The organism is Stutzerimonas stutzeri, from assembly GCF_024448935.1.
GTDB lineage: Bacteria > Pseudomonadota > Gammaproteobacteria > Pseudomonadales > Pseudomonadaceae > Stutzerimonas > Stutzerimonas stutzeri_AO.
The window spans coordinates 42141-56563 of the sequence record NZ_JAMOIE010000023.1 but is presented as its reverse complement, the minus strand read 5'-3'; the positions used below and the strand labels follow the sequence as shown (position 1 = coordinate 56563).

11 protein-coding genes are annotated in these 14423 nt (G+C 59.7%); 2 read left to right on the top strand and 9 right to left on the bottom strand.

The genetic code is table 11. The features are described 5' to 3' along the window. The first annotated feature begins 346 nt into the window (after positions 1 to 346). Both NA637_RS09270 and gspD read left to right on the top strand, forming a co-directional pair. Positions 347 to 982, top strand: a complete 636-nt coding sequence (locus tag NA637_RS09270) for a type II secretion system protein N (RefSeq protein WP_256071990.1) — start codon at positions 347 to 349, stop codon at positions 980 to 982. A 3-nt stretch (positions 983 to 985) separates the two neighbouring features. Then, on the top strand, positions 986 to 3256 hold the full coding sequence (gspD, locus tag NA637_RS09265) for a type II secretion system secretin GspD (RefSeq protein ID WP_256071989.1): 2271 nt from the start codon (positions 986 to 988) through the stop codon (positions 3254 to 3256). 101 nt (positions 3257 to 3357) lie between these two features. Here gspD and NA637_RS09260 read toward each other — a convergent pair whose 3' ends face one another. From NA637_RS09260 to NA637_RS09220, 9 genes are all read right to left on the bottom strand, one after another. Further along, a complete protein-coding gene (locus NA637_RS09260) occupies positions 3358 to 4569 on the bottom strand; it encodes an O-succinylhomoserine sulfhydrylase (protein WP_256071988.1) in 1212 nt (403 codons plus the stop codon). Positions 4570 to 4616: 47 nt separating this feature from the next. After that, positions 4617 to 6122: an amidophosphoribosyltransferase gene (gene purF / locus NA637_RS09255; protein WP_256071987.1), complete on the bottom strand. Its 1506-nt coding sequence runs from the start codon at positions 6120 to 6122 to the stop codon at positions 4617 to 4619. A gap of 83 nt (positions 6123 to 6205) precedes the next feature. After that, the gene (locus tag NA637_RS09250) at positions 6206 to 6718 is read right to left on the bottom strand and encodes a CvpA family protein (RefSeq protein ID WP_256071986.1); all 513 of its coding nucleotides are present in this window, start codon (positions 6716 to 6718) and stop codon (positions 6206 to 6208) included. Between the two features lie 116 nt (positions 6719 to 6834). After that, positions 6835 to 7464 (bottom strand): SPOR domain-containing protein, encoded by a 630-nt coding sequence (locus NA637_RS09245; protein WP_256071994.1) that lies wholly within the window; start codon positions 7462 to 7464, stop codon positions 6835 to 6837. After that, positions 7448 to 8752, bottom strand: coding sequence for a bifunctional tetrahydrofolate synthase/dihydrofolate synthase (gene folC, locus NA637_RS09240; protein ID WP_256071985.1), 1305 nt, complete (start codon positions 8750 to 8752; stop codon positions 7448 to 7450). The genes NA637_RS09245 and folC overlap by 17 nt, the downstream gene beginning before the upstream one ends. Then, positions 8749 to 9642: an acetyl-CoA carboxylase, carboxyltransferase subunit beta gene (gene accD, locus NA637_RS09235; RefSeq protein WP_256071984.1), complete on the bottom strand. Its 894-nt coding sequence runs from the start codon at positions 9640 to 9642 to the stop codon at positions 8749 to 8751. Before accD ends, folC begins: the two co-directional genes overlap by 4 nt. Positions 9643 to 9864: 222 nt before the next feature. Further along, the gene (locus NA637_RS09230) at positions 9865 to 10488 is read right to left on the bottom strand and encodes a phosphoribosylanthranilate isomerase (RefSeq protein WP_256071983.1); all 624 of its coding nucleotides are present in this window, start codon (positions 10486 to 10488) and stop codon (positions 9865 to 9867) included. Between the two features lie 118 nt (positions 10489 to 10606). Further along, on the bottom strand, positions 10607 to 11476 hold the full coding sequence (gene truA / locus NA637_RS09225) for a tRNA pseudouridine(38-40) synthase TruA (RefSeq protein WP_256071982.1): 870 nt from the start codon (positions 11474 to 11476) through the stop codon (positions 10607 to 10609). Between the two features lie 2 nt (positions 11477 to 11478). Beyond that, a complete protein-coding gene (locus tag NA637_RS09220) occupies positions 11479 to 14214 on the bottom strand; it encodes a FimV/HubP family polar landmark protein (RefSeq protein ID WP_256071981.1) in 2736 nt (911 codons plus the stop codon). Positions 14215 to 14423 lie beyond the last annotated feature (209 nt).

The following is a 14423-nucleotide window of genomic DNA, read 5'->3' as shown; positions in this document are numbered from 1 at the left end:
GTCGGCTGGACTTTCGTCCGACTCGCAAGGCTTTTAGCGTCAACCGTTAAGGCTGGTGGCTGGTCGCCCTGCGAGGCGCGCAATCTACGCATCGAGGGAAATCAAGTCAACAGTGCGTCGCGATTTTTTCAGAAATATTCCGAGCCCTTGTGTTCCCATCGCTCATTCCACTGCCTTCGGGCACCTTTTACCTGAAAAACAGTCAGTTGCACTGGCATACTCACGTGCTCCTTGTCATGGTCCAGCTCTACACTGGCAGCCAAGCCTGCGGTTCACGCTTTCAGCAACCGTCGCCGGGAGTCAGCGTTCATGACCATCAACATTTTGGTTTCACGGAGTGCCTAGCTTGGCTTCCCCCGCAGCACTGCAGAAAATTCGCCGGTTTGCGCCCCTGATCCTCAGCGCAGTCATTGTCGTGCTATTTGGTCTCTACCTGGCCAGTCAGGTCATGGCCTGGCTCAGACTGACCCAAACGCCGCCTGCAGCCATCACGGACGGCAGCCAACCCGCCGGGGCCGCGCCTGATCTGGAGCGAATGGCAGGGTTGTTCGGATCGCCTGCCTCGAGCGGACAAAGCTATAGGCCCGGGGAATCGAGTTCTGATCTAACCCTGCTAGGCAGCTTCGTTCATGCCGACCCGGCTCGGTCGACTGCGATCATTCAGTTAAGCGGCCAACCGCCACAGCTGTATCGGGTCGATCAAGAGCTGGAATCAGGGGTACGCCTGTACAGCGTTCATCCAGACAGAGTTGAGGTAAAGCGTGGCGGTCGTATCGACAGCCTGTTCTTCCCAAGCGTCCGTTCCCCGACGGCCGTACCCGATAGCCTGCCCGACTACGATGAACCAGCGGAGATGGAAGCTCCCGATCCGCAAGCGGAGATGCTTCAGCAGCAGATGGAAGCCCTCCGGCAACAAATGGAAGGGGCTACAAGCCCGCCAGAAACCATGCCCTCCGAAGAACAGACCACGGAAGACAACTGACCGATGCTGCCTTTTTCCTCCCGCCCGCTCATAGCATTGCTCGCCGCCGGTCTGCTCGCTGCCCCCCAGCCCCTGTACGCGGCCGACCCCGGAATCGAACCAAGCGAGACCCAACAGGACGGTTGGACGATCAACCTCAAGGACGCCGACATCCGAGCCTTCGTCGATCAGATCAGCCAACTGACCGGGCAGACCTTCATCGTTGATCCTCGCGTAAAGGGACAGGTGAGCGTCGTATCGTCGACGACCCTCTCGCTGGAAGAGGTCTACCAGTTGTTCCTGTCGGTGATGGCAACCCACGGCTACAGCGTACTCACACAGGGTGAAGTCGCCAGAATCGTGCCGAACGCCGAAGCGAAATCGGAGGCCGGTGGCGGCCCGACCGGTGGGGATCTGCTGGAAACGCGCGTCATCCAGGTCCAACACACGTCCGCTACCGAGCTGATCCCTCTGATCCGCCCACTGGTCCCACAGTATGGGCATCTCGCTGCAGTCAGCTCGGCGAACGCGCTGATCATCAGCGACCGTAGCGCCAACATCGCACGCATCGAAGCGCTGGTCCGGCAGCTCGACCAAGCGCAGAACGACGACTATTCAGTGGTGAATCTGCAATATGGCTGGGCCGTCGACATCGCTGAAGTCCTGCGCAACACCCTGGCGCGCGGCGAAGCCAAGGACACTGCAGGTGCGCAGATCATTGCCGATTCGCGCACCAATCGCCTGATCTTCACCGGACCGGAACTGGCGCGCCAGAAGCTGGCCAGCCTGGCCAAGACACTCGATACGCCCAGCACCCGCTCAGCCAATACGCGGGTGATTCGCCTTCGCCACAATGACGCCAAGGCTCTGGCCGAGATGCTCGGTGACATTTCCGAAGGCTTCGCCGAACAGGGGGATGGCGAGGTCCAGGGGGGACGTCAGCAGAACATACTCATTCGCGCGGACGAGAGCCTCAACGCACTGGTCATGCTGGCGGAACCCGAACTGATCTCGACTCTCGAATCAATCGTGCGCCAACTCGATGTGCCGCGGGCGCAGGTGATGGTGGAGGCGGCCATCGTTGAGGTATCTGGCGATATCACCGACGCCCTTGGCGTGCAGTGGGCCGTTGATGCACGCGGTGGCACGGGCGGCGCAGGCGGAGTCAGTTTTGGCAATACAGGCCTTTCCATTGGTACCGTGCTCAACGCCATCAACGACAACGAGATCCCCCGCAACCTGCCTGACGGCGCGATCATCGGCGTTGGCACCCGTAGCTTTGGTGCACTGATCACCGCACTTTCCGCCAACAGCAAAAGCAACCTGCTCTCCACCCCAAGCTTGTTGACGCTGGACAATCAGCAAGCCGAGATTCTGATTGGCCAGAACGTGCCGTTCCAAACCGGCACCTATACCACCGACGCTTCCGGCGCGAACAACCCGTTTACGACCATCGAGCGGGAGGACATCGGCGTCACGCTCAAGGTGGTTCCGCATATCAACGAGGGCGCCACGCTACGCCTGGAAATCGAGCAGGAGATTTCCTCGATTGCGCCCACCGCCAGCCTTTCTGCTCAGGCCGTCGACCTGGTCACCAACAAACGATCCATCAAAAGCACCATCCTTGCCGAGGACGGCCAGGTCATCGTACTGGGGGGATTGATTCAGGACGATGTGACCCGAACCGATTCGAAGGTGCCACTGCTTGGTGACATCCCACTGCTGGGAGCGCTGTTCCGCTCAACGCAGGAAAGTCATATCAAACGCAATTTGATGGTGTTTTTGCGACCGACCGTGATTCGCGACCGTGCCGGTCTGGCCGCATTGTCGGGCAAGAAGTACAGCGACATCCGAGTCATCGAAACCAGCCCCGGCAGCCGGACCATTCTTCCGGCCACCCCGGAAAGTTTATTCGATGGACAGGGACAACCAGCCCCGGCGATCGACCTGCGCTCCAACGAGCCCGACCAACGCAGCCGCATGCCCTCTGCGCCCGCAACGCAACGTGCGCCGCAAGGCTTCACCCCGCAAACGCAGCCGCCGGCTCAGGCGTCCTCTCGCTCAGGCTGGGCAGTGCAGCTGGCAAGCCTGCAAAACGGCGACAGCGCCCAGGCGCTGGTGAGCAAGCTTCGCAAGGAGGGCTTTGACGCCTACCTGCGCATTACCGGCCGTACGCATCGGGTGTTCGTGGGTCCGATAGACGCTCGCCAGGAGGCCAATCGGGTTCGAGAACAACTGGCGACTGAACAGCGTCTTGACGGTTTCGTGGTGAACTTCGAGCCGGCAAAGGACTGAAATCGCAATTCAGCACACGCCGCTCGCGCTGGCCCGTTTCATCAAATGGGACCCTGCTCTTAGCGGGGTCCTATTTGCTTGTTTGGCTTGACCGGATCGGGTTAGAGCGCCGCCAACCCTCGGGCGAGGTCGGCTTGTAGATCAACCACGTCCTCAAGCCCCACTGCCACCCTTATCAGGCTATCGCGAATGCCCGCTTTGGCACGGTCTTCGGCAGAAAGCCGCCCGTGGGTGGTCGAGCCAGGGTGGGTGATGGTGGTCTTGCTATCGCCCAGGTTCGCCGTGATGGAAATCAAGCGGGTGGCATCGATGAACCGCCAGGCACCCTCCTTGCCTCCCACCACCTCAAAGCTCAGCACCGCGCCAAAGTCTTTCTGTTGACGCTTGGCCAATTCGTGTTGAGGGTGGCTGGGCAAGCCTGCATAGTAGACTTTCTCGACTCCCGGCTGTTGCTCCAGCCACTCGGCTAACGTACGAGCACTGGCGCAATGGGCCTGCATACGCAGGCGCAGCGTTTCCAGGCCCTTGAGAAATACCCAGGCGTTGAACGGGCTGAGCGTTGGTCCCGCGGTGCGCAAAAAGCCCACCACTTCCTTCATCTGCTCCGCACGACCGGCAACCACACCGCCAAGACAACGGCCCTGACCATCGATGTACTTCGTGGCGGAATGAATGACGATGTCAGCACCCAGTGCCAAAGGCTGCTGGAGAACCGGCGTGCAGAAGCAATTATCCACGGCGAGCATCGCACCATTGCGGTGACACAACGTCGCCAGCTCGGCGATGTCGACCAGCTCAGCCAGCGGGTTGGATGGCGACTCGACGAAGACCAACTTGGTGTTGGGCTTGAATGCCGGCGCCCAGGCTGCATGCTCGGTAAGCGGTACGTAGTCGACCTCGAGCCCGAAGCGCTTGAGATATTTTTCGAACAACGAAACCGTAGCACCGAAAACACTGCGCGACACGAGCACATGATCGCCAGCAGAACACAAGCTCATCACCATGGCCAGAATCGCCGACATCCCAGAGGCGGTCGCTACCGCCTGCTCGGCGCCCTCCATAGCAGCGATACGTTCTTCGAACGCTCGCACGGTGGGATTGGTATAGCGTGAATAGACATTACCCGATACCTCACCGGAAAAACGTGAGGCAGCATCAGCGGCACTGCGGAACACATAGCTGGAGGTGAAGAACAGCGCTTCGCCATGTTCACCCTCAGGCGAGCGGCGCTGGCCCGCTCGAACAGCCAGCGTATCCATGCCCGCACCAGATAAATCACTGTCCAGTCGGCCTGCGTCCCAGTCGCTTGTCATAGTCGTTTCCACCTTGAACCGAGGCGGTATGGCCGCCAGGTTGTCGATCAGTTGTTATAGAGGTCGATTATCGCACTGCCGGTGACGCCCGTGCTCTTGCTGAGGTCATTGCGGGTCTGTTCGATCTTCTGCAGATAGACATCATCGATGTCGCCAGTCACATACTTACCATCAAACACTGCGCAATCGAAGTTCTCTATCTTTACCTTACCGCCACCCACTGCATCGATCAGGTCCGGCAGATCCTGGTAGATCAGCCAGTCGGCGCCTATCAGCGCAGCGACCTCTTCGGTGCTGCGGTTGTGCGCGATGAGTTCGTGTGCGCTGGGCATGTCGATCCCATAAACGTTCGGATAGCGAACGGCTGGCGCTGCAGAACAGAAATAGACGTTTTTCGCCCCGGCTTCCCGAGCCATCTGGATGATTTGCTTGCAGGTCGTGCCCCGGACGATGGAGTCATCCACGAGCATGACGTTCTTACCGCGAAACTCAAGGTCGATGGCGTTGAGCTTCTGCCGTACCGATTTCTTGCGTGCGGCCTGGCCGGGCATGATGAAGGTCCGTCCGATGTAACGATTCTTGACGAAGCCTTCGCGGAACTTCACGCCCAGTCGGTTGGCCAGTTCCAATGCAGCCGTGCGGCTGGTGTCGGGAATTGGAATGACGACGTCAATGTCATGCTCGGGCCGCTCGCGGAGGATCTTGTCGGCCAGCTTCTCGCCCATTCGCAGGCGCGCTTTGTATACGGAAACGCCATCCATCAGCGAGTCCGAACGCGCGAGATAGACATGCTCGAAGATGCAAGGCGCGTAGCGCGGATTCGGCGCGCACTGACGGGTGTGCAGCTTGCCGCCTGCCGTGATGTAGACGGCCTCGCCCGGTGCCAGATCGCGGATCAGCGAGAAGCCCAGCACGTCCAGGGCGACGCTTTCGGATGCGATCATATATTCCACACCCTGATCGGTGTGCCGCTGCCCGAACACGATTGGACGGATTGCATGCGGATCGCGGAAGCCAACGATGCCATAGCCGGTGACCATGGCCACCACTGCATAACCACCTACACAACGTTCGTGCACCTTGGCCACGGCAGCAAAGACATCCTCCTCGGTCGGCTGCAGTTTGCCCCGCACTGCCAGCTCATGGGCGAAGACGTTGAGCAGCACTTCCGAGTCGGAATTGGTGTTCACATGACGCAGGTCGGACTCGTAGATTTCCTTGGTCAACTGGTCGACGTTGGTCAGGTTGCCGTTGTGCGCCAGCGTGATGCCATACGGCGAGTTCACATAAAACGGCTGCGCCTCAGCCGAACTAGAGCTGCCCGCGGTGGGATAACGCACGTGGCCGATACCCATATTGCCCACCAGCCGCTGCATGTGACGCTGTTGAAACACGTCCCGAACCAGCCCGTTGTCCTTGCGCAGAAACAGCTTGCCGCTGTCGCTGGTCACGATTCCGGCTGCGTCCTGCCCACGATGTTGCAGAACGGTAAGCGCGTCATACAACGCCTGATTGACGTTCGACTTACCGACAATGCCGACAATGCCACACATGCAAGGAACCTCTCAGTTGTTACAGGCTGATCCGGACATCACACAGGTTTAGCCGTGCCGAGTCCTTCTAAGGATTGCTCGTCCTAGCTTGAAGCATCGAGCGAGCCGGCCACCCACTGGCTTCCAAACCCGAGGATCAGGTTCTTCGACCAATCGGCAACCAACAGAAAATGCGGTAGCAACGTTGACTCTCGCCACCAGGGGTCCTGCTGGACAGGGGCGAGGCTGAGCAGACCCACCAACACCACGACCAGCAAGCCCCCTCGGGCCGCCCCGAATACCATTCCAAGGAAGCGATCCGTACCGGAAAGGCCGGTGACGCGCACCAGCTCTCCCACTAGAAAATTAACCAGTGCGCCCACTAGTAACGTCACTACGAACAGAATCGCGCAGGCTGCGATGACCTGAAAGGAAGGCGTACTGATGAACCCGGCGAGATGGTGCGAAAGCGCACCGCCGAACATCCAGGCGATGACGCCGGCAATGATCCAGGTGAGCAGGGAAAGCGCTTCCTTGACGAAACCGCGTTTCAAGCTGATCAGGCTGGAAATGACCACAACGGCGATGAACGCCCAATCGACCCAGGTGAATGTCACAGGGTTTCCTGCACAGGAGAAAGGCGGCGTATTTTACCAGAGCGCCAGTCAGGGGGTAAGCACCGGGTAGGTGCCCTCCCGGCTGCCGCTTAAACCAACTGGAACGCCGTCATGTGTCAACCTTGCTCTGGCTTGAAGCGTACAACGAACCCGTCGAGCTTCTGCTGTCGCTGCAATTGGTCCCGCAGACGATTGGCTTCCGCCCGCTCCACCAAAGGCCCCACGAACACCCGGTTCATCCCGTCAGCAGTGCGTATGTAGGCGTTGTAGCCCTGAGATCTTAGTGTTTTCTCGAGCTTGTCGGCATTTTCACGACTGGAAAGACTGGCCAGCTGAACGGACCAACTGACCGGCAGATTGGCCGCGTCCAACCGCTGCGCTTCAGTCGCGGCCGGCTTGGCCGGTGGAGGCGGGGCGATCGCCGGCTCGGGAGTGACCGGGGCAGCTTGTGAATCCACAGGAGCGGGATTGATGGGGTCCGCTGGGCTATCGGATTCAGCCACAGACCCTTCTTCGATAATTTCGTAATTTTCCGGGAACGGATCGACCGCGGGCTCAGGTACCTCTACAGGCTGTGTCTCGATTGCCGGTGTAGCCGGTGTTTCAGGCATTGCGGGCGCATCGACGGCAACCTGCTGGCCGGCATCATCCCGGTTGAAAAGCATCGGCACGAATATCACTGCCAGCGCAACAAGCACCAACGCGCCGACGATACGCTGCAACAATCCTCTATCCACCAAGAGTATGCCCTCCACTCGATGCGTGCCGATCAAGCCAGGCCAGCGCCTCAGCCACGCAATAAAAAGACCCAAACACCAGTATCTCATCGCCCTCGCGGGCCTCATCACACTGCCGCTGGAGCGCCTCGGATATGCTAGTGTAGATAGTGACTGCCGCGCCGCGTTCCATCAATGCCGAATGCAACTGGTCCGCAGAGCGCGAGCGATGGGTGGGTAATGGTGCGACTGCCCAGGCATCAACAACAGTCGCCAGCGCGTCAATGACACCCGCCAGGTCCTTGTCAGCCAAAAGACCGAACACCGCCAGGCGGCGGCCGGGCTTCGACTCCTGAAGAAGCTGCTCAGCCAGATAGGCTGCTGCGTGCGGGTTATGCCCAACGTCCAGCATTATCGAAAGCTCAACGCCGCGCCAACAGACGGTGCGGCGGTCCAGGCGCCCGGTAACTCGAGTGCCTTGTAGCGCCTCAACCAGTCGCTCAGGCTGCCAAGACGACTCGAGCAATGCAAACGCCTGTAGCGCTAGCGCAGCGTTATCCAGTGGCAGGGTGAGCATCGGCAGATCCACCAGCTCTCGGATGGCGCCTTGGGCGTCTCGGCCACGCCAATGCCAGCAGGTTGCTTCCCTACGCAGGTCGAAATCACGCCCACGAACCATAAGCGGCACAGCGGACCGAGCCGCGCTTTCCAGCATCGATTCTGGTGGGTCGGCATCACCACATACCGCGGGCTTTGCAGCACGAAATATCCCGGCCTTTTCAAACGCCACGCTTTCGCGGGTCGTTCCAAGCCATTCGGCATGATCCAAGCCGATGTTGGTCACCACTGCCACGTCGGCATCCACGATATTTACCGCGTCGAGACGCCCACCAAGGCCGACCTCCAATACCACGGCATCGAGCGCCTCACGCTCGAAAAGCCAGAAAGCAGCCAGCGTGCCCATTTCGAAATAAGTGAGAGAAACAGAGCCACGCGCTTGCTCGACCGCCTCGAACGCTTCGCACAATGCCTCGTCTGTCGCATCGACCTGGTTGAAACGAACCCGCTCGTTGTAGCGCAACAGGTGCGGCGAGCTGTAGACACCCACCGTCTTGCCCTGCCCCGCCAACATTCGAGCAATGAAGGCGCAAGTGGATCCCTTGCCATTGGTACCGGTAACGGTAACGACCTGGCGAGCTGGACGCGTCAGGCCTAGCCTCGCGGCCACCTCTTGGCATCGATCAAGGCCCATATCAATGGCAACGGGATGCAGCTGTTCAAGGTATCCGAGCCAGTCCTCCAGGCTCCGCCGGGTCATGCGTCAGCCGTGACCAGAGCGGGCTCACCCGGAGTAGGCATTTGCTGCAGCCGAGCCAGAAGACGCGACAGACGAGCGCGCAACTCGGAACGAGGAACAATCAGGTCAATAGCGCCGTGATCAAGCAAGAACTCACTGCGCTGGAACCCGTCCGGTAGCTTTTCGCGCACAGTCTGCTCAATCACCCGCGGGCCAGCAAAGCCGATGAGCGCTTTGGGCTCCGCGACAATCACGTCGCCCAGCATCGCCAGACTCGCCGATACGCCACCATAAACCGGGTCGGTGAGGACGGAGATGAATGGCAATCCCTCTTCGCGCATACGCGCCAGGACAGCGGAGGTCTTGGCCATCTGCATCAACGAGATCAGCGCCTCTTGCATACGAGCACCACCGGATGCTGCGAAGCAGACCAGAGGGCAGCGTTGCTCAAGCGCAGCGTTCGCAGCACGCACAAAACGCTCGCCAACTATTGCGCCCATGGAGCCGCCCATGAAGGAAAATTCGAATGCACAGGCCACTACTGGCATATGCATCAAGGTTCCGCGCATCGCGATCAGAGCATCCTTTTCCCCGGTTTGTTTCTGCGCAGCGGAGAGGCGATCCTTGTACTTTTTGCTGTCCCGGAATTTCAATCGGTCAACAGGCTCGAGGTCTGCAGCTATTTCTTCCCGCCCTTCCTTATCAAGGAAGATGTCCAGACGGGTGCGTGCGTCAATCCGCATGTGATGCTGACACTTCGGGCAAACGTCCAGCGTTTTTTCAAGCTCCGGCCGATAGAGGACTGCCTCACACGACGGACATTTGTGCCACAGCCCTTCGGGCACTGAGCTTTTCTGCGTTTCCGAGCGCATGATCGAGGGGATCAGCTTGTCTACCAGCCAGTTGCTCATGCTTTTATTCTCCACAGCTTGTCAGTCCCGCGCGTAGCGTCTGCACGCACCGGCAAATTCATCGTTGCGACCGGTCTCCACTCGGAGCTCACTGCGTCGCGTAAGCGATAGGCCATAAGGCGCTGTCGCTGAGACTTGAGTCATCGCGCATCAACGGCGATGCATGAATGGCGGCTCGCCAGCACAGCGAACTGTAACTGGACGGCAAACGCCTCAGGTTCGTCACATCGACGCCCTTGTCAACCGAACGAATTCCCTCACCCGATCAGGATCCTTGATGCCCTTGCTAAGCTCCACTCCGCCGCTGACATCGACGGCAAATGGCCGCACTTCGGCCACAGCCTGCCGGACGTTTTGGCACGTGAGCCCGCCAGCGAGTATCAAGGGCTTGGGCAGATCAGCCGGAATCAGTGACCAGTCGAAAACTTCTCCGGTCCCACCTGGAACGCCTGCAACGAAGGTATCGAGCAGAATGGCACTGGCCCCAGCATAGCGCGCAGCCTGCGGTCGCACATCCTTGCCAGCCTGGACCAGGAGTGCCTTGTACCAAGGCCGAGAGAACCCTTCGCAGTCGGCAGGGGCTTCGTCACCGTGAAACTGCAGCATGTCCAGCGGCACCGCATCCAACGTTTCGTTGATCTCGCAACGCGACGCGTTAACGAACAAGCCTACAGTGGTGACGAACGGCGGCAGTGCGGCAACGATTCTCCGCGCCTGCTGTACGTTGACGGCCCGAGGGCTCTTGGCATAGAACACAAGGCCGATTGCGTCCGCCCCGGCATCAGCCGCGACAAGCGCATCCTCGACACGGGTTATCCCACATATCTTGCTGCGAACGATAGGCAACGGCGGACACCTGCGATAGAAGACCCCGGATGGTAACAAAAGCACCAGAGGCTGCAACCTGCATCGTTCAGCCGGATCACCGCCTGCGCCGCGCCAGTTTCGGGTTGGGCTTTGTACTTCAGCGCGGGAGTGCCCGTACATCCGGCAGACCGGACAGGAAGTGCGGCCCCAAATAGCGTTCAGGTAATTGGAACTGATCGGGATAGTCCACCTGGACGAGGTACAGTCCGAAGGGATGAGCCGTCACCCCGCCAGTCCGCCTTACGCGCGACTCCAATACCTCCCGCGCCCATGTCACAGGCTGCTCGCCGGCGCCGATTGTCATGAGCACGCCGGCGAAGTTGCGGACCATATGATGCAGAAAAGCGTTGGCACGCACGTCGAGCACAATAAGCCTGCCATGTTGGAGCAATTCAAAATGATGAATCGTCTTGATGGGCGATTTTGCCTGGCATTGGCGCGCCCGAAATGCGCTGAAGTCATGAGTCCCGACAAAGGTTTTCGCCGCTTCACGCATGAGTTCGATATCCAGAGGACGGTGATTCCAGGTCACTTCCTCTGCCAGGTGGGCAGGCCGGATGTGATCGTTGTAAATCACGTAACGGTAACGGCGGGCCATGGCACTGAACCGTGCATCGAAGCTGCTCGGCATCTCCTTGGCCCAAGTCACGCTGATATCGCTGGGCAGGTTTTGATTCGCGCCCATCACCCAGGCGTGCATGGATCGTGTTACCGGCGTATCGAAATGCACGACCTGGGCACACGCATGAACGAGCGCATCGGTACGTCCAGCACAACTCAACGTGACCGAATGCCCCCCGGCAACCTTGCTCAGGGCGTCTTCCAAAGACAGCTGGATGGAGGGCACGCCGTCACGCTGCCTTTGAAAGCCACGATACCGGGCGCCCTTGTATTCAACCCCGAGGGCAATTCTGAAAACGTCAGCGGCAGCCGAAGAGGCTGCCGCTTGGTGTACTGCTTCGATCATGGTCAGGCTAGTTTAGCGAGCATCTCTCGCGCTTCTTGCTGCTGGGTGCCACTTCCCTCGCTCATGACCTCGTCAAGGATATCGCGAGCGCCCTCGGCATCGCCCATGTCGATGTAGGCCCGCGCGAGGTCCAGCTTGGTGGTGGTTTCATCGGTATCGGCAACGAAATCGAAATCGTCATCCAGCGCCTCGGCCGAAGACGCGGTCGGCTCAACTGCGCCTTGCGCCACAACGGGCGATGGATCAAGCGTCTCATTGACATCTCGTGAAAGATCCTCAAGTTCGGCCTCGACCCCTTCCGACTCGGAGGAGAAAGCTTCCGGCGCCGACTCTGCAGCAGGCTCGTCATCCCATGCCAGATCGAATTCGTCGGACATATCGGCGGGCTGCACAGGGTCAGCAAGCCCAAAGTCAAACTCTTCCACCGACTCGGGTGATGCTGCCCTCTTGTCATCCGCTCGACCCGGCATCAGATCGTCGCCGCGAGCAGGGCTGGTCGATTGCTCATCCAGATCAAGGGAGAAGCCGGCCAGCTCATCGTCCAGGGATTCATGGCCGGCTGTCGCTGGCTCGTCCAGATCGAAAGAAAAGTCCTCGGCAGCTTGCTCCTGGCCTGCCGCATCGAGACTGAACTCGTCAAAGTTGGCTTCATCGAGTTCCGCGGTGGCTTCGCTAGCGGGCACTACGGGTGCAACCGCCCGGTCATCCTCCAACTCGAGATCATCGAGGCTCAGATCGAAGTCATCGTCTGCCTTTTGCTCCCTCACCGGGGCTGGCTCTTCCAGCTCGAGGTCATCCAGACTGAAGGTGTCAAAATCATCGCTTGTAGAGGCAACGGCAGCCGCAGCACCAAAACCGGCCGCCGCCATTGCTGGATAACGGGCCTTGGTCTGCTCGATCTCCGCGAACGAACCACCTATTTCGCGAAGCTCCGCCTCTTGCCTCGCGAATCCATCTCGATCGCCCAGTTCGGCATAGACTTCCATGAGCTTCAGCCGCAGGTCGCTTCGCTGCGGCTCGTCGTTCAACGCGTTCTGTAGCAGTTCGGCAGCCTGGTTAAAACGACCGTAAGCAATATAGATATCCGCCTCGGCCAAGGGATCATTACCCGTGCCAGCAAGCGAATCTGCTGATACCTGTTCAGCATCGTGCGCGGCGCCCAGATCGGCCGAATCGCTCTCGGACGACTCCAGCTCCGCCTGAGCGGCATAAAAATTATCAGCCGAATTGTCGGCAAGAAGGCTTTCCTGCAGTTCGGCCTCTTTGATCGCGTTACGACGTGACAGCACCATTAATCCGACCAGTAACAGCAGCAAGGCGCTGCCGCCCAGAACACCGAGCAGAACGGGACTGGCCAACAACTCGTCGATGTAGCCGTCGGTCTCTGGCTCTGGCGGAGCGGCAACCGGCGCGGCCGGCAAAACAGGTGCCTGCTCGGCCGGATTAGGGGGGTCTATGGTTTCGCTCTGAGGAACCTGCGCCGCTGCGTCCGGCCTGGCATCGGCCCCAGCACCAAGCTGAGGGTCCCCTTCAGCCGCATCGGGCGCAAGCTCAGCGCTGGTGCCAGCCTCCTCGACCGAAGGCGTCAAAGGCGCAGCGACGCCTGCCCCTGCTTCCGTCCCGGCCGCGAGCTGTGCCTGCAATTTTGCTAACTGGTCGTCTTTCAGCTGCATCAGACGCTGCAGCTTGTCCATCTGCCCCTGCAGGTCATTGAGACGGTCCTTCAGGTCGAGATTTTCGCGACGACTGGAATCGAGGCTCTCTTCGCTAACAGCCAGCTTGTCGCGCAATGCCGCCGCATCATCACCAGCCCCTTCATCGCTTCCAGCGGTCGACCTGCCAGGCGCCGGGGCAACCAGCCGGAGATTGTCACCCTGTTCGCTGCGCGACGGCGCAGCACCTGCCGAGCCACGCTGAGTGGCGTCGAGCTGACGAGCGGCGGGTGTAGCCGAGCCCGAAGCCTGGCGCCAGCTCGCGTTCTGCTGCGCGACCTGCTGAATCGCCTCGGCTTGCGAACGGCTGCCAATTTGCTCGGCATCAGGAAGGCGGAGCACCTGACCATTCTTCATGCGGTTGATGTTATTGCCAATGAAGGCGTTGGGATTAAGATCCTGAATGGCCAACATTGTCTGATGGACCGTGCCGCCCTGACGGGCACGCTCAGCTATCTCCCACAGCGTGTCGTTAGGCGTGACCTTGTACTGGTCACTCGACGATGCAGCGCTGGAGGCGGACGAGGACGCGGGTCGTGTCGCGACTTGCGGGGCTGCGGCAGGCCGGGAAATCGGAGCAGCAACAGGCAGTTGCGGCGCGACCGAAGCGGCAATCTCCGGCGAGTAAAGTGGCGGGTCCAGAAGCAACGTGTACTCACGCAGGAGTCGCCCGCTTGGCCAGAGCACTTCGATCAGGAAATTTAGATAGGGTTCGCGGACCGGCTTGGTCGAAGACACCCGAATGACACTTTTGCCGTCCGGGCGCAAAACCGGGGTAAAAGTCAGGTCCGTCAGAAAGTGTTGGCGATCGACACCTGCCCGCTTGAAGTCCTCAGCGGACGCCAGAACCGGCACAACCTCGCCGGGTGCCAGGGTTTTCGCATCCAGCAGTTCGATTTCAGCCACCAGCGGTTGATTCAGCGAGGACTTCAGCGTGACCTCGCCCAAGCCCAGCGCATAAGCCATTTCGGAAGTCAGCGCGGTAGCAGCCGCGATTGCCAGCACCAGATTGAGAACCCGAACCATTGTGTAAATCCTTGTTTTTTAACTTTTCTCGGATCTTCGAGAGGGTCTTATAGCCACTGCCTGCGCCCGCCAGGTGGCGGTCCCCCGTCAGCGATAAGACTAAACAACCTTGTGAGCCAGGATAATTCTTCAAATTTCCAGCAAGTATCTTTTACAGGTAGTGTTTTATCAATAACTCACCAGACTAGGCAGCGCTGCCCACTATGCCT